Raw genomic sequence first — 17292 nt, 5'->3', positions numbered from 1 at the left:
ACAACGCGTTTTGGCGCGAAGCGTTGCCTGTTTTCATCTTGCATCAGGTATTGGGCACATTTGCCATGGCCTCAATCCTGAGGTCTTTGCAAAAATATGCTACAATCGCGTCCGATTATAACATTCTATTTATAAAGGTTTTACGAATAATGATTTCTACCAACGGCATCACCATGCAGTTCGGCGCAAAGCCGCTGTTTGAAAACGTATCCGTCAAATTCGGCGAAGGCAACCGTTATGGCTTGATCGGCGCCAACGGTTCGGGTAAATCCACTTTCATGAAAATCCTCGGCGGCGATTTGGAACAGACTGCCGGCGAAGTGGCGATTGAAAACGGCGTACGTTTGGGTAAATTGCGTCAAGACCAGTTTGCCTACGAAGACATGCGCGTGCTGGATGTGGTGATGATGGGTCATACAGAAATGTGGGCGGCGATGACCGAGCGTGATGCGATTTACGCCAATCCCGAAGCCACCGAAGACGACTACATGAAAGCCGCCGAACTGGAAGCCAAGTTCGCTGAATACGACGGCTACACTGCCGAAGCGCGTGCTGCCGAGCTATTGAGCGGCGTGGGCATTTCCGAAGATTTGCACAATGCGACCATGGCGGAAGTCGCCCCTGGCTTCAAATTGCGCGTATTGCTGGCGCAAGCCCTGTTCTCCAAACCTGATGTATTGCTCTTGGACGAACCGACCAATAACTTGGACATTAATACCATCCGTTGGTTGGAAGGCGTGTTGAACCAATACGATTCCACCATGATCATCATCTCGCACGACCGTCACTTCTTGAACGAAGTCTGCACCCACATGGCGGATTTGGACTACAACACCATCACCATCTATCCGGGCAACTACGACGACTATATGCTCGCTTCCGCCCAATCGCGTGAGCGTGCCCTGAAAGACAACGCCAAAGCCAAAGAGAAACTGCAAGAGCTGCAAGAGTTCGTCGCACGCTTCTCTGCCAACAAATCCAAAGCCCGTCAGGCAACCAGCCGTCTGAAACAGGCCGACAAAATCAAATCGGAAATGGTTGAAGTCAAACCTTCTACCCGTCAAAACCCGTATATCCGTTTTGAAGCCGACGAAAAAGCCAAGTTGCACCGTCAGGCAGTGGAAGTTGAAAAACTGGCCAAACGTTTTGAAACCCAGTTGTTTAAAAACCTGAACTTTATCCTTGAAGCCGGTCAACGCCTCGCCATCATCGGCCCGAACGGCGCAGGTAAATCTACCCTGCTGAAACTTTTGGCCGGCGCGTACAACCCCGAATATTCAGACGGCCTGTTGCCGGACGAAGGCACCATCAAATGGGCGGAAAAAGCCAGTGTCGGCTACTATCCGCAAGACCATGAAAACGACTTCGACGTTGATATGGATTTGACTGAATGGATGCGTCAATGGGGCCAGGAAGGCGATGACGAACAAGTCATCCGCGGCACTTTGGGCCGCTTGCTCTTCGGCAGCAACGATGTCGTGAAAAAAGTGAAGGTTCTTTCCGGTGGTGAAAAAGGCCGTATGCTTTACGGTAAACTGTTGCTGTTGAAACCCAATGTCTTGGTCATGGACGAACCGACCAACCACATGGACATGGAAAGCATCGAATCCTTGAACATGGCGCTGGAAAAATACAACGGCACGCTGATTTTCGTATCACACGACCGCCAGTTTGTATCTTCGCTGGCTACCCAAATCATTGAATTGGATGGCAAAGGCGGATATGAACACTACTTGGGCGATTACGAAAGCTATCTGGAGAAAAAAGGAATTGTGTAGGAAATAGCATGAATGCAAACCTTAAAAAACTACTGCAAAACCTGCTTGCGCTAATCGTGTTGCCTGTACTGGGCTGGTACATTACGCTTGGAGACGCTGTAAATGTTGTCGACACTGAACATGCTTCTCGTAAAGGCCGAGCAGTGGCTTGGTTATTTAATGAGTTTGGTGCAACCGGCGTTTGGGGCTTCTTGGGCATAATTTGGATTGCCTGCCTGATTTTAGCCATTCGTTCATACAAAGCATGGCAAAAGGATAAGTCACAGTAAATTAAGGTTCTAGATAGTATGTACTTGCTAGAAGAAAATATCCATATGAATCATTGGATTGAATGATACATCTGAATATAAACAGGCAATTGAAAGCTATCTGGAGAAAAAGTATGGCTTAAATCTTTACCCACAATCTAATAAGGCATTGAGATGCCGTCTGAAAATTTCTATATTTTCAGACGGCATTTTCTTTTCAAAATTAAACAATATCATATTGAACTTTTATGCCAAAATTATGACTAATAAAAGCTTTTTTGCAAAATAATAACTCAATATTACGATATTTTTGAAGGAATATATTAAATGGTAAACATTAAAACAGTAGTACCCAATGCCTCTCAATATGGTGCCAAACTTGGCTATACGACTTATGAGGCAGAACAAGGTGAACTGAAAAACGGTGTTGTTAAAAATGCCCCTTCTTCAGAGGCAGAACACGCAACTGTCCGTGAAGCAAGCGGTCAGGCATATGTTGATTTGCCGACCAATGCGTCCGTTTCATTTATTGCGCAAGCAGATGCCAATGCCGTAACCGTCCGTTATACCGTTCCTGACGGTGAAAGTGGTAAAGTAGAAGTCAAAGTCAATAATACAGTGATCGGTACTTTGGATTTATCTTCCAAATCCAACTGGCAATATTTGGATAACTACAAATATCATCCGGATGGCGATATTAAAGTTCATGATACACCCGCGGCAGATAGGCTTGCCCGTTTCCAATTTGACGAAGTTAGCCAATTATTTAAAGAGGCCAATATCAAGGTAGGGGATAAGGTTACCATCACTAATATCGACAGCACGCCCGTAGGCATTGACTTGGTTGATTTGGAAAAGGCACCGGATGCTATTAAACAGCCTGAAAACAGTGTCAGCATTACTGATTTTGGCGCAGTCGCCAATGATGGCTCGGATGATTACCAAGCATTCATGGCTGCAATTGAATCTGCCAAAGCATCTAAAAAATCTGTTTACATTCCTGAAGGTCAATTTGATTTTAGTGAACAACTGCACATTTACGCGCCTGAAGGTGTAAAAATTAGCGGAGCAGGCCAATGGCACACTAAATTGCATTTTACCAGTACTAAAATAGGTGGCGGTGGTATCGTGTTTGAACACGGCACCAACAAAATTGATTTTGGAAATGTTTCCATGGATTCGGATTTAACTTCTCGCTATAACGAAGGCGCGAACTATAAAGGTATTTCCGGTACCTTGGGTAACGGTTCATCGATTCACGATATCAAAATTGAACATTTTGAAGTAGGTGCCTGGATTGGTGATTATGCCCCAGCATCTGATATGCACTACACTAATGGTTTGACTATTTCTAATGCCACTATTCGCAATAACTTGGCAGATGGCGTTAACTTTGCCCAAGGGACCAGCAATTCCACCGTTATCAATTCCAATCTCCGTGGCAATGGTGATGATGGCTTAGCAACATGGTCGAGCATTCATGAAAATACTAATGCCCATGTTGCTGAAAATAACCGCTTTTTGAATAATACCGTTGAATTAGGCTGGCGTGCGGCCGGTATTGGCATCTTTGGCGGTAAAGGTCATGAAGTAGCCAATAACCTTATCAAAGATAATGCTAATTGGGGCGGCGTACGCTTAAACACTGTATTCAAAAAAAGCCATAATTTTGATTTCAATGATATGGGTATTTCCGTTCACGATAATTTACTGGTAAGCAACGGGACTAATGCAGATACATATGGTCGTGTTAAAGGATCTATCGATTTGGAAGAAGGCAGGGATTATGCTACTCCCAAAAAAGATATTTTGGGAGAACTCAAAAATATCAAAATTGAAAATAACACTATTGTGAATAATCTTTCCGATCAAGAAATTACCAAAACCCGTAATCCTAAAGAAGGTAATATTCCGGAGTCTGTAAACGAGACTACATTGACCATCGAAAATAATCACAGCCTTTCGGTAGCAGAAAATAATTCTGCAAAAAATGTAGCGGAAGTAGATGATCATAGTCTTACCCAAGCCTCGCTTCATTTAGGGGAGAATAACATCATAACCATTACGGACAGCAGCCATGCTCTTGTCAGCGGCGGCGATGGCAATGACCGGATCAGAGGTAGTTTGGGTAATGATACGATTAACGGTGATTCAGGTGATGATGTCATTTTCGGCTATGATGGAGACGATCGTCTTAATGGCGGTATAGGTAATGATTCTGTACATGGAGGTAATGGCAACGATACCTTATGGGGAGAAAGTGGCGATGACCGTTTGAGTGGGGGTGATGGCGACGACGTTTTGTTCGGCGGACAAGGAATCGATTACTTGGTAGGCGGCAAGGGTGCCGATACTTATGTTTTCAGCCTTGGAGAAGGTAAGGATACGATTATCGATAATGTGGGCGAACATAATGCACTGCAATTCGGCCAAAATATCTCTGTTAATGACCTGCATATTGATGTTGCTACCGATGTTCGAGGCAATACTGATTGGAAAATTACCATCAAGGGATCAGAAGGGGACAGCATAACCATCAATGATCAGTTCATTTCCGGTAAAACTGATGCTGTGATTGATACCTTCCGTTTCGATGAAGGTACATTGAGCCTGCAAGAGTTGATGGGTAGATTGTCAGGCAACGGCAATATCAGTCATTTGTCAGCCGTCAATACGCACACTGAGCGCATGAGCTACTCGTCTGTCAATACGGCTGATGTTCATGATGACGCAGCATCTGCCGCCAACGCTGGAATCATTTAATTAGCTGTCTTTTAGGATAAATAAAGGCCGTCTGAAAACTGGAAAACAGATTTCAGACGGCCTTTTTGTTGCTTATCTTGTTATGGTTGATTGTTTAGAAGAGCATTAACTGAATAAACCTTTAAACCACAACACAATCGCATCCCACATACGGCGCAGCCAGCTGCCTTCTTCCACACCGTTTAGCGCGACGACGTCTTTTTCGGCAATGATTTTGCCGTCTTTCATGACTTTCAGTTTGCCCAATACTTGGCCTTTTTCAATCGGGGCGAGGACGGGCTGAAGCGTTTCTAAGATTGGTTTGACGTTTTTGCCGGTATCGTGGGGAATGGTAATGTAAACATCGTCCAAGAAACCGATATCTACGGCTTTGGTGCTGCCTTTGTAAACTTTGACTTGGGAAATCACTTCTCCGCCGTTGTAAAGTTTAGGTGTATCAAATGCCTGCAATGACCAGTTGAGCAGTTTGCTGCTTTCGCTTGCGCGCGCTTCGGTGGATTCGGCACCGGCAAGGATGGAAACAATACGGCGGTTGTTACGTTTGCTGGAAGCGGCGAGATGGTAGCCTGCGCCTTCGCTATAGCCGGTTTTCAAACCATCGATACTGCTGTCGCGATAGAGCAGGAGATTGCGGTTGGGCTGCTCGATATTATTGTATTTGAAAGATTTGTTTGCAAACAAAGGATAGTATTTCGGATAGTCGTTGATCAGCGCGGCTGCCAAAATAGCCAAGTCGCCAACGGTTGAAACATGGCCGTTAGAAGAAATGCCGGTCGGGTTGTTGAAGTGGGTGTGCTTCATGCCCAAGCGTTTGGCTTCTTCATTCATTTGTTTGACGAATTCATCGATGGAGCCGTTGCCGATGGCTTCTGCAAGGGTGATGGCGGCATCGTTGGCCGATTGGATGGTTGTCCCCTTAATTAAGGAGCTGACGCTGACAGGCACTTTGGGGTCGAGGAACATACGCGAACCTTCGACTTTCCATGCGGCATTGGAAACGGTCAGCATTTGGCCTGCTTCAAGTGTACCGTTTTCTAATGCTTTAAAGGCAAGGTAGGCAGTCATCATTTGTGTCAACGCGGCAGGTTCGATAGGCGCGTCGGCATTGTTGGATGCCAAGGTTTGCTTGCTGTGCAGGTCGGTAACGATGTAGGCGGTCGCCGCGATTTCCGGCGGCGTTGTCGGGCTGTTGATGCTGTGCAACAATGGCTGCGGCTGTGCCTCGCCTTGTACGGCAGGTGCGGAGGCAACCGGGTCGGCGGCAAGGGCGTGGGTATTCAGGAGGGCAGCAAAAATTAAGCTAAGTAGCGTTTTTTTCATCATTGTTTGTAGATTTGAATATGGGTGGATACTGTTATTGAGTAAACGGTTTGGCATACTAAATAGATAGTAAGCGGACATTATACCGTTTCATTCAGGCTTTGCTAAGATTTTTCTTGCCTTCAGACGGCCTCAGGGGTATGGTTTTAACTTTTTCCTCAGGCCGATTCGGCCGAATGACAATTTATTTTCGAACACTGAATACCATGAACCATCCTCTTCCTCTTTCCGATTATCTGACCCGTATTTTGACCGCTTCCGTTTATGATGTGGCCATAGAAACGCCTTTGGACTTGGCGCGCAGTCTGTCAGGCCGTCTGAACAATCAGGTTTTGCTCAAGCGCGAAGATTTGCAGCCGGTGTTTTCGTTCAAAATCCGCGGCGCGTACAACAAAATGGCGAAGCTGCCGAAAGAAGCCTTGGATTGCGGCGTGATTGCTGCCAGCGCGGGCAACCATGCGCAGGGTGTGGCTTTGTCGGCGCAGTATTTGGGTTGCCGCGCCGTCATCGTGATGCCGGAAACAACGCCCAAAATTAAAATTGACGCAGTTAAGAGCCGTGGCGGCGAAGTGGTATTGAAAGGCGTGTCTTACAATGATGCCTATGATTATGCGATGGAGTTGGCCGAAAAGGAAAAGCTGACTTATATCGCGCCGTTTGATGATCCGGATGTGATTGCCGGTCAGGGAACCATCGGCATGGAAATTCTCCGCCAACACCGCAATATCAATGCGATTTTTGTTCCGATTGGCGGCGGCGGTTTGGCAGCAGGCGTAGCGGCATTTATCAAACAGGTTTGCCCTGAGATTAAAGTGATTGGCGTGCAAACCGATGATTCTTGTTGTATGAAGCAATCGGTAGAAGCAGGGGAAATCGTACATTTGAAAGATGTCGGCCTGTTTTCAGACGGCACGGCGGTCAAGGTTGTCGGTGATGAAACCTTCCGCCTGTGTAAAGAGCTGTTGGACGAGATTATTACGGTCAATACGGATATGTTGTGCGGCGCGATTAAAGATATTTTTGACGATACGCGCAGCATTACCGAGCCTGCGGGCGCATTGGCACTTGCCGGCCTGAAGGCTTACGTTGCGAAAAACAATATCCAAGGTCAAAACCTGGTTGCCGTTACCAGCGGCGCCAACATGAACTTCCACCGCTTACGCCACGTTTCGGAGCGCAGTGAGCTGGGCGAGGGCAACGAAGGCATTTTCGCCGTTACCATTCCCGAAGAAAAGGGCAGCTTCCTGAAGTTTATCAATTTGTTGGGAAGCCGGAACATTACTGAGTTCAACTATCGCTACGGCAGTGATAAAAATGCGCATATTTTTGTCGGCTTGCAAACTGCCGGTGCGCAAGACTTGGCCGTCATCAGTGAACAACTGACTGAAGCAGGCCTGCCCAATGTCGATTTGACCAATGATGAAATCGCCAAAATCCATATCCGTTACATGGTCGGCGGCCGTACGGAAAAAGTAGCCAACGAACGTTTGGTCAGCTTTGAATTTCCTGAGCGCCCGGGTGCGTTGTCCCGTTTCTTGAGCCATATGCGTGCCGAGTGGAATATTACTTTATTCCATTACCGCAACCATGGTGCGGACTACGGTCGTATTTTGGTCGGTATCGATGTACCTGAAAGCGACAATGAGGCTTTTGCCGACTTCTTGGATAGCTTGGGTTATGTTTATAAAGAAGAAACTGACAATCCGGCCTACAAACTTTTCCTAGCTTAATCGGTAAGATAAAAGGCCGTCTGAAACTTTTCAGACGGCCTTGTGTTTTAAGTTTTGAATTATTTTTTACGGAACACCAAGTCCCAAACGCCATGACCCAATCGCTTGCCTCGGGCTTCAAACTTGGTTTCAGGACGATAATCAGGCGTAGGGACGTAATCGGCAGCCGTGTTTTGCAAAGAGTCGAAACTGCTCAAAACCTCCAGCATTTGCACGGCGTATTCTTCCCAATCGGTCGCCATATGGACATAGCCGCCGCTTTTGAGTTTGGGCAGCAGCTTTTCAACAAACGGCACTTGTACCAAGCGGCGTTTGTTGTGGCGTTTTTTGTGCCAAGGGTCGGGGAAGAAAATATGAATACCGTCTAAAGAATCGTCTTCCAGCATTTTTTCCACCACTTCCACCGCATCATGACGCATCACGCGGATATTGGAAATGTGTTCTTCCTCAATCAGCTTCAAGATATTACCGACGCCCGGGCCGTGAACATCAATCGCTAAAAAGTCGGTATCAGGCAGACGTTTGGCGATTTCCACCGTTGCGACGCCCATACCGAAACCGATTTCCAAAACTTTAGGGTTGTCCCGTCCAAAAGTGCGGTTCAAATCCAAAGGGGCTTCTTGGAAGTCCACACCGAATTGCGGCCACATCGTATCGATGGCGCGCTGTTGGGCCGCGGTCATATGGCCTTGGCGCAAAACGAAACTGCGGATGCTGCGTTTGTGTTCTTCAGGAACGGTATTTTCGGGCGTATTTTCTGGAATGTTTTCGGACATATCGTTTTAAATCAGTGAAAAATCAAATAAAAAGGCCGTCTGAAAAATCAGACAACCCTGCTTACAAATCGGCGTGATTATAGCGAATAAACGCTTTATCTGAAACCTTTCTACAACAAGGTTTCAGGTTCAGACGGCCTTTTTAAGACAATTCCGGTTGCGGTACTTTGTGTTGCACCGCATAAACCGCAGCTTGAACGCGGCTGCTTAGATTCAGCTTGCGCAACAGGTTCTGCACATGCACTTTGACGGTAGACTCAGCCAAGTTCAAATGGCGGGCAATGATTTTATTGCTGTGTCCGGCGGCAAGGTAGCCCAAGATTTCCATTTCGCGCGGGGTCAGCTGCGCCAGCAGGTGGTCGGAGCGGGAAGGAGAAGGGGAAATCAGCGATTGCACCAAGCGGCTGGTCATTTCTGGAGAGAAGACATTGTCTCCGTCAACGGCCTTGCGGATGCTTTCCAAGAGGAAGTCGGCGTTGATGTTTTTCAGCAAAAAGCCTTTTGCACCCATACGCATACATTCTGTCAAGTCGTCGCTGTCTTCGGAAACAGTCAGCATGATGACGGTCAGTTGCGGATTGATGCTCAAAATTTGAGCCAGTGCTTCGCGGCCGTTCATGACCGGCATATCCAAGTCCAGCAAAACTACGTCAGGCTTGAGCTGTTCGACCATTTTTACGCCGGCCAGGCCGTCTGAAGCTTCGCCGACGACTTCAAAATCGGGCTGGCGCGAAAGCAAGGCCTTGATACCGCTGCGAAACAGGGTGTGGTCGTCAATAAGGGTAATTTTAATCGTCATGATGCTGTTCTCATTTGTTGCGGCAAAGTCAGCATCACTGCCGTACCTTGCCCAATCTGCGATGTAATGGCCAATTCTGCGTTAATCCGTTGGGCCCGTTCCTGCATAATGCCCAAGCCGACATGTTCGCCTGAAGGCCGGTTTGATAAGTGTTCTTGATTAAAGCCTGCGCCGTCGTCCTGAATCTTCATGACAAAATCGCCATGGTTGGCAATTTCGACGCTGACATGCTGCGCACGCGCGTGTTTCCGGATGTTGGACAGACTTTCTTGCAAGATGAAGATGATTTGCAAGTGTTCATCATAATTCAATGCCTGGCCGTCGTCCTGCCATTTTGAATCAACCGGGATACCGGTTTGCCGTTCAAAACGCGCCAGCAGCGATTCTACCGCTTCAGGAAAATCTTTATTACTGATTTTGGTGCGGAAATTCATCAGCAGCTCGCGGACGTCTTCATAGCATTCCTGCACGCCGTCTTTAATGAAGCTGATGTTTTCTTCAGCCTGCTCGCGTTGGTTTGAAGCAAACGCGCTTTCCAACATTTGCACCTGCAAATTCAAAAAGGTCAGGGCTTGTGCAATGCTGTCATGCAAACCTTGTGCAATCAAGTTGCGTTCCTGCAAGACGGCAAGCAGGCGGCGTTCTTGTTCCATGCGGTTGTTGGCGATGGAAATCCCCAGCTGCCCGCTTAAAGTCTGCAACAATTTTTCATCTTGCTCATTGGGCATCTGGCCGTCTGAAAAATACAGGGCCAATACGCCGAGCTGTTCGTCTTGGTAAACGATTGGGAATTCTACACGATTTCCCTCTTCGGTTTTACCGACACTTGCCGCCAAGTCAGAGCGTTTGCGTTCTTCATCGGAAAGATATACCGTACCACCCAAGGCGGAAAACGCCGGAAGAATCTGAGCCAAAAATTCTTCTGCGGCCTGTTGCGGCGTAAAGGTTTGGTGCAGGTTGCGCGTAGTCTGGTAGAGCAGGGTTAAATCACGGTTTTGCCGGGCCAAGTCTTGAGTTTGTTGGGCGACCTGTCCTTCCAAATCCGTATAAAGCGTTTTCAGACGGCGGCTCATTTGGTTGAAGCCCTTGCTGACTTGGGCGAATTCACGAATTTGGTCTGTATCGATTTGAACCCCGAAACGGCCTTCGCTGATGGTTTCCACCCCGTCGCGCAGTTTTTCCAGCGGCCGGATGATCCACGAATAATGCCAAACAATCATCAAGCCGGCAGCCACTAAAATCATCAGCATCATCGCCATTTGAAAACGGCGCAGCCACAAAGTATTTTGCTCGTTGGCGTTTTCCATCGCCTGTAAAAACAGCTCGATATTGCCGGCAAAACGGTACAGGCCGATTTGGGTCGGCCGCTCGTAATGTTGCAAAGAAGGCTTGATGTTGGATTCCCAATCGATCAACAGCATCGATTGGATCAAATCGTAAGCCAGTGGCATTTGTGACGGAATCAGCGGATGAATGGCATCGCTTTGCGTTACATTGGCCAGCGTACGTTCAAATTCTTTGATTTGGTTGTCAATTTGCGCATTGGGCGTACGGACGCTTGCCATATAAGCCAAGCGGTACACCTGCATTTTCAAGCTGCCCGCATCTTCAATCGTTTTGGCCGCGCTTTCCAAACGCCAAGAAAGCAGCAGGGTAAAGGCAATCGATAAAAAAGCTGAGCCGACCCATAACACAGTCAGCAGTTTTAAACGCGAGGACAGACTCAGGCCGTCTGAAGATCCGGAGAATAAACGCATAAAGCACGCAGGAAGACTAATCCGATAATCTTATAAAAATATCATTCTTTCGGCCTATAAACAACCTGTCTAAAATAATTGTATGGTTATGATAAGAAAAAACAGGGGTTTAATGTAAAATCATGTTATGATAAAATTCATCTTAAGTGAATTAAATCACAAAACCAGGTTTCAGACGGCCTGAAGCCTTAAAACTTATTCCATAAATACAACATCGCGAATAACACTTACACACTCTGCTTTGCAAAGGACTACCAAAATGAAAATTTTTGCACTGATATTGGCCGGCGGGCAGGGAAGCCGGATGGGAGGTGTCGATAAAGGGTTGGTGCAGTGGCACAACAAAGCCTTGATAGACCACGTTATCGAAAAAATCCGCCCGCAAGTCAGCCATATCGCCATCAGTGCCAACCGCAATCTCGAATCCTACGCCCAACGCAGCGCGCATGTTTTCTCCGATGCGCGCCAATGGCAACATTACGGCCCTTTGGCCGCCTTGTGTACCGCCGCCAACGATTTGCAAATTGCTACTGCAGACTGGCTGCTTATCATCTCCTGCGATATGCCCCGCCTGCCTGAAAACTTGGTTTCCCAGTTTGAGACCATCGCCAAACGCACGCCGTTGTGCAATGCATTTTACGTTGAAACCCCGTCCAGACCGCATTACAGCGTGATGTTTATCCGTCCGCAAATCCTACAAAGTACCGTGCCATACCTTTATTCAGGAATGCGCAGCATACGCGGCTGGTTGCAGCAGCAACGCGCACGGGTCGTTCCTTTCCCTCATGAGCAGGATTTTATCAGCTACAACACGGAAAACGATTTGGCTCAGCCTTTGTAGTTGGGTAGGTAAGGGGACTAATATTTAGATAGGAATGCGCCATTTGATGATGCTTAAAAATCTTTTAATTTTAATAGGTAATAACTATCTTGTAATCAGTCCCCTTAGAAATTATTCAATCCGTGTATTCAGAAGAATGATACGTTTCTCGTTGCAATAAATTTTGGCTTTTCCCTATTGGCTGTTTCTTTTAGGTCATTTAGTCTGCCTAAGTCCAAATTATCTACGAACAAATCCTCGTAAAACAGTTAACCGAAAAAATCCACGGGATATTCTGATTTTACGTTGCATGGCTTAAGATGTTCAGACGGCCATACTTTCAAAATAAAGGCTAAAACGGCATAATAGCAGCCCCTCTTTTTTAGAATTGCCTGGTTTAGGAGAGTCAAATGAATATTTTATTATTAGACGGCGGTAAAAATTTCGGACATTCGCATGGTGAGTTGAACCATACGCTTCATAAAAAAGCGAAAGAAGTGTTGACCGCGCTTGGACACAATGTTCAAGAAACCGTGATTGATGCCGGCTATGATGTCGAGGCAGAAATCGAAAAATTCTTATGGATGGATGTCGTGATTTGGCAAATGCCAGGCTGGTGGATGCACGAACCTTGGACAGTAAAAAAATACATAGACGAAGTATTAACCGCCGGACACGGTAAGCTTTACCATAGTGATGGTCGTCATCGTGTCAATCCAACCGAAGGCTACGGCACTGGCGGTTTGTTACAAGGCAAAAAACACATGCTTTCACTTACTTGGAATGCGCCGATTGAGGCGTTCACTCGTGAAGGCGATTTCTTCGAAGGAAAAGGCGTGGATGTGTTATACATGCATTTCCACAAACTCAATGAATTCATCGGATTGACCCGTCTGCCGACATTCTTATGTAACGATGTGATTAAAAATCCACAAGTAGAACAATACTTGGCAGACTACCAAGCCCACTTGGAAAAAGTATTCGGTTAATTGCAAAATATGGGTTTTGAAGGTGGGCATTTGCCCACCTTTTTTCATTTTTTGTTTATGCTTACTGTGTGTCTAAAGACAAGCAAGCTTGCACGAAACGGCATAGTATTTTTGCCGATGTGCCAAACTCCTAAATGGAAACTTATAACATACCTTTATTGATGCTAGAACCTGTCAATAGCAACGTCTGAATAGGCCGTCTGAACAACAGACGGCCTTTCTTTCTTGATTTTAAGGTTAAACAGTTATCAGCCGATTTATAGGCAGTCGGCAAAGTTTTCAGCCGCCAAAGGTTTTCTGCTCAATAAAGCTGCAAAATCAGAATAATCGGCGCATGAACCTTGCTTGAGCAGGGCAAAGCTGTCGCGGCTGATGATGCCGTTGCTGAGAAGGTTTGCCAACGGCAATGCTGGGTCAATCAGGCGCAGGGGAACGGGTAGGATGTGTTGCGGCAGTTTGTGGTGCAGGGTTTGGCGGAGGGTGGTCAGGTATTCCGCCAAGGTCAGGGTTTGGCTGCCGGTCATATTGATGATGCTGTGGTCGGTGTCGGTTTGGGTGGCAAGTTTTGCCAAGCCTTCGGCAACATCGGCAAGATGGACGGGCTGCAAATGAAAGCGTCCGCCTTCCGGCAGTGGAAGTAAAGGGAGGCGGGCTAATTTGATGAACAGTTCGCAGCTGGTTCCCCCTCGCCCGTAAACGACGGATGGTCGGGCTATGGCAATCGGTATGCCGCTTTGGGCGACGGCATCATCTCCACGTCCTTTGCTGCCGACAAAGTTGATGGATTGAGATGGGTCGGCACCCAGTGCGGATAGTTGCACCCAGTGTTTTATGCCTGCTGCTCTCGCCCATGCGGCGAGCTGTTTGGGCGTGCGGTGGTGTACGGTTTCGAGTATTTCGGCATGACGGCTCATGATGCCGATGCAGTTGATGAGGACGTCTTGCCCCTCTAATAAACGGCGTGCGGCGGTTTCGTCGGGATGAAGAAAATCGAAGGCGCGGCGGTCGGGCGTGCAAACTTGATGACCTTGTTCTTTTAAGATTTGGGCGGTACGGCTGCCGATGAAGCCGCTGCCTCCGAAAATGATGATGTTCATGGTTTTTTCTTTATATTGTTGAGGCCGTCTGAAAATCTTTAAATCGGTTTCATTACCATCAGGAAGTAAATCACGATAGTGGCGCAAAAGGCGGGATAGCCCAGCAATTCCCAGCGTCTGGCATAACGCCAATAGGGATCAGGAATGGTGTCTGCGTTTTCTTTATGCGCTTTTTCGGCAATCTTGGCCATGTGGATTTGCAGCCAGACAACGGGCAGCCAGCAAATGCCTGCAAGAATGTATAAACCGAGTGTCATCCATACCCAATTTTGTTCCAGCATGGTGGAAATGGTATAGCCGCGTTCGTAAAGCATCCATAAACCGGACAAGGGTTGGAAAATGACGGCAGGTGTCGTAAACCACCAATCTGCTTTGATGACCCAATGCGAGACCACCGACTGCGCGGCAACCGAACCGCTGCGGTTTGCCCAAAAGAGGTAAAACGCTGTACCAAAACCGGTGCCGACCATTAGGGTAGCCGAGATGATGTGCAAGGTTTTAACGATTAAATAGGTGTTCATTTTTTATCTCCTACGGATTGATACAGAAAAAATAAAGTAGCCATAATCGGCAGGTTTTTTACCAAGGGTGCAAACGGATGCGCCCACATTTCAGGCAGCCTGAAGGCAATAATCAGGCTGTATGCCGCGACGGTTATCAATTGCAGCAGCCATATTGCGGAACGGAAGCGAAAGCGGCTGAAGCATAAAAAGGCAAAACCGATGTCCAACAGTGAAGCGGCGATTAATGTCGGCCATTGCAACGGATCGGGAATGCCGACCGAACGCAGTAAACCCAATGACATTTCAGGCATGAAAAACAGAGGCTGGGTACCACTCCAAAGCCATAGCAGCCCCATCGAGTAAGACAAGTAGGCGGGAGGAGGGCGTTTAATATTGTCGAGCATACCGAGTTCCTATTTCATCAGTTAAGCCTGTTTAATCTTTAATTTCTAAAATTTCTGTCAAGAGAGAAATTATAGGGTAAAAAATTTTGGTTTTACATGCCCATGTAAAACTAACATGAGCATGTTTTCATATTTCTAAATAACATAGGCAGTATTTTTTTGAGCAGATGCCCATTGCCATTACCGGAAAAATTTTTGTATTCCTGCACCGACTTTCAAGATTTTTACCATGGTTGAAGTGGACAGCTTCAGCATTTCATTTGCCCATATGGTCAGCGTACTGATGAAATCATGGGTTTGTCGGATTCGTTGCTTGGCGGTTTCATTTTCCTGGCTAAATTCAGGGCTGTCGATCAGGCTTTGCAAAAATTGCCGCGTCGGTTCAATTTCGCGCTGCATACGCACTTCAGCAATGGTGCGGAATAAAGTCCAGACATCATCCGAAGTTTCAAAGTGATCGCGTCTGTCTCCCAAGATATGCACGGTATGCACCAGTCTCAGATTTTGCAGCTCTTTAATACTGTTGCTGACGTTGGAGCGCGCCACGCCAAGAGTTTCGGTAATTTCCTCGGCATTCATCGGCCTGCCCAAGATATAGAGCAGGGCGTGAATTTGCGCAACGGTACGGTTGACCCCCCATTTGGTACCCATTTCGCCCCAATGGAGGATAAATTTTTCAGTGGTCGGATTCAGTTTCATAGTAATGGTATTCTATTTTTATCTTTTATTTCTGTCAATACAGAAATAAAGAAATTTTAGCATATGAAGTAAAATGTTCAGACGGCCTTTTGAATCAACCCTTCTTCTATATATTCTCTCAAAATCTCTAGACCTTATCAGCCATGATTTCCTATGAGGAAAAGATATTGTTCGTAAACCGGTATTTTTTGAATAAAAATTTATCCGTACAATCCGCTGTATCAAATAACGAGGAGTAAACCATGAAAAAAATGCCTGTATTGTTTGTTGGGCATGGCAGCCCGATGAATGCGTTAGATAAAGAAAACCCGTTCAATCAGAATTTCAGCCTAATTACGCAAAAGTTTGCCAAACCAAAAGCCATTTTGATGATTTCAGCGCATTGGTTCAGCAGCCGTTTGCAGGTTACGTCTGGTGAACATCCTAAAATGATTTACGATTTCTATGGTTTTCCTGAAGAGCTCAGCCAAGTGCAATATCCTGCGCCCGGCTCGCCTGAATTGGCGGAGCAAGTGCGGTCGTTATTACAGCCGGAAAAGGTCGAGTTGAACCCAACGCGTGGCTTTGATCATGGCGCTTGGGCAGTATTGAAATTTCTTTATCCCAATGCCGATATTCCTTTGGTGCAACTTAGCCTTCACCGTTTGCAATCGGCAGAATGGCATTTCAACTTGGCGAAAAAGTTAGCTGCTTTACGAGAACAAGGCGTGCTGATTATCGGCAGTGGCAATATTGTGCATAATCTAAGGGCGATAAGCTGGGAACATATCGATCAAATCGGTGCGGGGTATGAATGGGCGTTTGCATTCCAAGAAACGGTCAATCAAGCGATTGCAACACGAGATGATGAAACCTTGGTGCATTATCAGCAGCTAGGCGAAAAAGCCGAGCTTTCCGTGCCAACACCGGATCATTACTTGCCCTTGCTTTACATCATGGCATTGCGCGAACCGCAAGATCAGGTTACGTTTTTCAACGACAAGCTGATTGCAGGTTCACTCAGCATGACATCGGTTTTGGTAGGGTAAAAAGGGAAAAATCAGAACAAAGCAAACTATTCTTTATTTGTTCGAGCCACTTTGCAGATGGTGCCAAATTGTTTCAGACGGCATTTTATATCTACATAAAAGCCTTAATATCGACAAAGATCAGATTAAGCCTGTAAGTTTTGAATGTAAATAATTTAGCAAAATAGGGAGTAGGTTTGAAGGTAACTTGTAAAATCTTTTTGTAAGAGAAAAGGCCGTCTGAATATCAGACGGCCTTTTTTTAATGAGCAAAATTACTTGATGATTGAATCAATAAAATCATCAAAACCAGAACGATCCTGAGCAGGGCATTTTTTTAGGAAATTGCGTCGTGCGGTAATCGTATCGTGTCCATGTTTATGCTTGATAGAGTGGAACTTTTTCAAAGCAGATTGACATTCAGACGGCTGAGATGCCGGATTGACCAAGCACATAAGCGCCTCGCAAGCCAAACGCTCGTCTCCGCCCATCTGCGGAGGATTAAGAGGATTGGCAGCCATAGAGGTAACTGAAGAAAAGCCCATTACCAAGGCAGTCATTGTTGAAATGAATTTCATAATTTACTCTGATATTAAATGGAA

The 17292-nt window shown here is 46.5% G+C and carries 16 protein-coding genes; 7 read left to right on the top strand and 9 right to left on the bottom strand.

Annotation, left to right across the window (positions count from 1 at the left end; genetic code table 11):
- Window positions 1-149: 149 nt before the first annotated feature.
- The 3 genes from FOC66_RS03755 (at window position 150) to FOC66_RS03745 (ending at window position 4789) form a co-directional block, all read left to right on the top strand.
- Window positions 150-1778: an ABC-F family ATPase gene (locus tag FOC66_RS03755; RefSeq protein ID WP_003746799.1), complete on the top strand. Its 1629-nt coding sequence runs from the start codon at window positions 150-152 to the stop codon at window positions 1776-1778.
- An 8-nt stretch (window positions 1779-1786) separates the two neighbouring features.
- A complete protein-coding gene (locus FOC66_RS03750) occupies window positions 1787-2047 on the top strand; it encodes a hypothetical protein (protein ID WP_003746797.1) in 261 nt (86 codons plus the stop codon).
- Between the two features lie 306 nt (window positions 2048-2353).
- Window positions 2354-4789 carry a right-handed parallel beta-helix repeat-containing protein gene (locus FOC66_RS03745; RefSeq protein ID WP_003746794.1) on the top strand — a complete coding sequence of 812 codons (2436 nt, stop codon included), beginning with the start codon at window positions 2354-2356 and terminating at the stop codon, window positions 4787-4789.
- 105 nt (window positions 4790-4894) lie between these two features.
- Here FOC66_RS03745 and FOC66_RS03740 read toward each other — a convergent pair whose 3' ends face one another.
- Window positions 4895-6112: a D-alanyl-D-alanine carboxypeptidase family protein gene (locus tag FOC66_RS03740; protein ID WP_003746792.1), complete on the bottom strand. Its 1218-nt coding sequence runs from the start codon at window positions 6110-6112 to the stop codon at window positions 4895-4897.
- Between the two features lie 203 nt (window positions 6113-6315).
- On the opposite strand from FOC66_RS03740, the gene ilvA reads away from it, so the two are divergent.
- On the top strand, window positions 6316-7839 hold the full coding sequence (gene ilvA / locus FOC66_RS03735; RefSeq protein ID WP_003746790.1) for a threonine ammonia-lyase, biosynthetic: 1524 nt from the start codon (window positions 6316-6318) through the stop codon (window positions 7837-7839).
- Between the two features lie 59 nt (window positions 7840-7898).
- Here ilvA and trmB read toward each other — a convergent pair whose 3' ends face one another.
- From trmB to FOC66_RS03720, 3 genes are all read right to left on the bottom strand, one after another.
- Window positions 7899-8615: a tRNA (guanosine(46)-N7)-methyltransferase TrmB gene (trmB, locus tag FOC66_RS03730; RefSeq protein WP_003746787.1), complete on the bottom strand. Its 717-nt coding sequence runs from the start codon at window positions 8613-8615 to the stop codon at window positions 7899-7901.
- Between the two features lie 142 nt (window positions 8616-8757).
- Window positions 8758-9414 (bottom strand): response regulator, encoded by a 657-nt coding sequence (locus FOC66_RS03725; protein WP_003746785.1) that lies wholly within the window; start codon window positions 9412-9414, stop codon window positions 8758-8760.
- Window positions 9411-11171 carry a histidine kinase gene (locus FOC66_RS03720; RefSeq protein ID WP_003746783.1) on the bottom strand — a complete coding sequence of 587 codons (1761 nt, stop codon included), beginning with the start codon at window positions 11169-11171 and terminating at the stop codon, window positions 9411-9413. Before FOC66_RS03720 ends, FOC66_RS03725 begins: the two co-directional genes overlap by 4 nt.
- 259 nt (window positions 11172-11430) lie before the next feature.
- On the opposite strand from FOC66_RS03720, the gene mobA reads away from it, so the two are divergent.
- Complete coding sequence (mobA, locus tag FOC66_RS03715; RefSeq protein ID WP_003746781.1) at window positions 11431-12012, top strand: molybdenum cofactor guanylyltransferase MobA; 582 nt, start codon at window positions 11431-11433, stop codon at window positions 12010-12012.
- A gap of 389 nt (window positions 12013-12401) precedes the next feature.
- Complete coding sequence (locus FOC66_RS03710) at window positions 12402-12980, top strand: NAD(P)H-dependent oxidoreductase (protein WP_003746777.1); 579 nt, start codon at window positions 12402-12404, stop codon at window positions 12978-12980.
- Window positions 12981-13237: 257 nt separating this feature from the next.
- On the opposite strand, the gene FOC66_RS03705 is transcribed toward FOC66_RS03710, so the two are convergent.
- The 4 genes from FOC66_RS03705 to FOC66_RS03690 all read right to left on the bottom strand — a co-directional run bounded on the left by FOC66_RS03705 (window position 13238) and on the right by FOC66_RS03690 (window position 15683).
- Entirely contained in the window at window positions 13238-14077 is an 840-nt protein-coding gene (locus tag FOC66_RS03705; protein WP_003746775.1) for an NAD-dependent epimerase/dehydratase family protein, read from the bottom strand.
- A 38-nt stretch (window positions 14078-14115) separates the two neighbouring features.
- Entirely contained in the window at window positions 14116-14598 is a 483-nt protein-coding gene (locus FOC66_RS03700) for a DUF2269 family protein (RefSeq protein ID WP_003746773.1), read from the bottom strand.
- Window positions 14595-14984, bottom strand: coding sequence for a DoxX-like family protein (locus FOC66_RS03695; protein ID WP_003746772.1), 390 nt, complete (start codon window positions 14982-14984; stop codon window positions 14595-14597). Before FOC66_RS03695 ends, FOC66_RS03700 begins: the two co-directional genes overlap by 4 nt.
- Before the next feature lie 180 nt (window positions 14985-15164).
- The gene (locus FOC66_RS03690; RefSeq protein WP_003746770.1) at window positions 15165-15683 is read right to left on the bottom strand and encodes a GbsR/MarR family transcriptional regulator; all 519 of its coding nucleotides are present in this window, start codon (window positions 15681-15683) and stop codon (window positions 15165-15167) included.
- A gap of 242 nt (window positions 15684-15925) precedes the next feature.
- On the opposite strand from FOC66_RS03690, the gene ygiD reads away from it, so the two are divergent.
- Entirely contained in the window at window positions 15926-16711 is a 786-nt protein-coding gene (gene ygiD / locus FOC66_RS03685) for a 4,5-DOPA dioxygenase extradiol (protein WP_003746768.1), read from the top strand.
- A 254-nt stretch (window positions 16712-16965) separates the two neighbouring features.
- Here the strand turns inward: ygiD and FOC66_RS03680 are convergent, their stop codons facing one another.
- Window positions 16966-17268 carry a TrbM/KikA/MpfK family conjugal transfer protein gene (locus tag FOC66_RS03680; protein WP_003746766.1) on the bottom strand — a complete coding sequence of 101 codons (303 nt, stop codon included), beginning with the start codon at window positions 17266-17268 and terminating at the stop codon, window positions 16966-16968.
- Window positions 17269-17292 lie beyond the last annotated feature (24 nt).

It is taken from the genome of Neisseria mucosa (assembly GCF_013267835.1).
Classification (GTDB): Bacteria; Pseudomonadota; Gammaproteobacteria; order Burkholderiales; family Neisseriaceae; genus Neisseria.
Note: the sequence above shows the minus strand (reverse complement) of the source record. Positions and strands in the feature narration are given on the sequence as shown.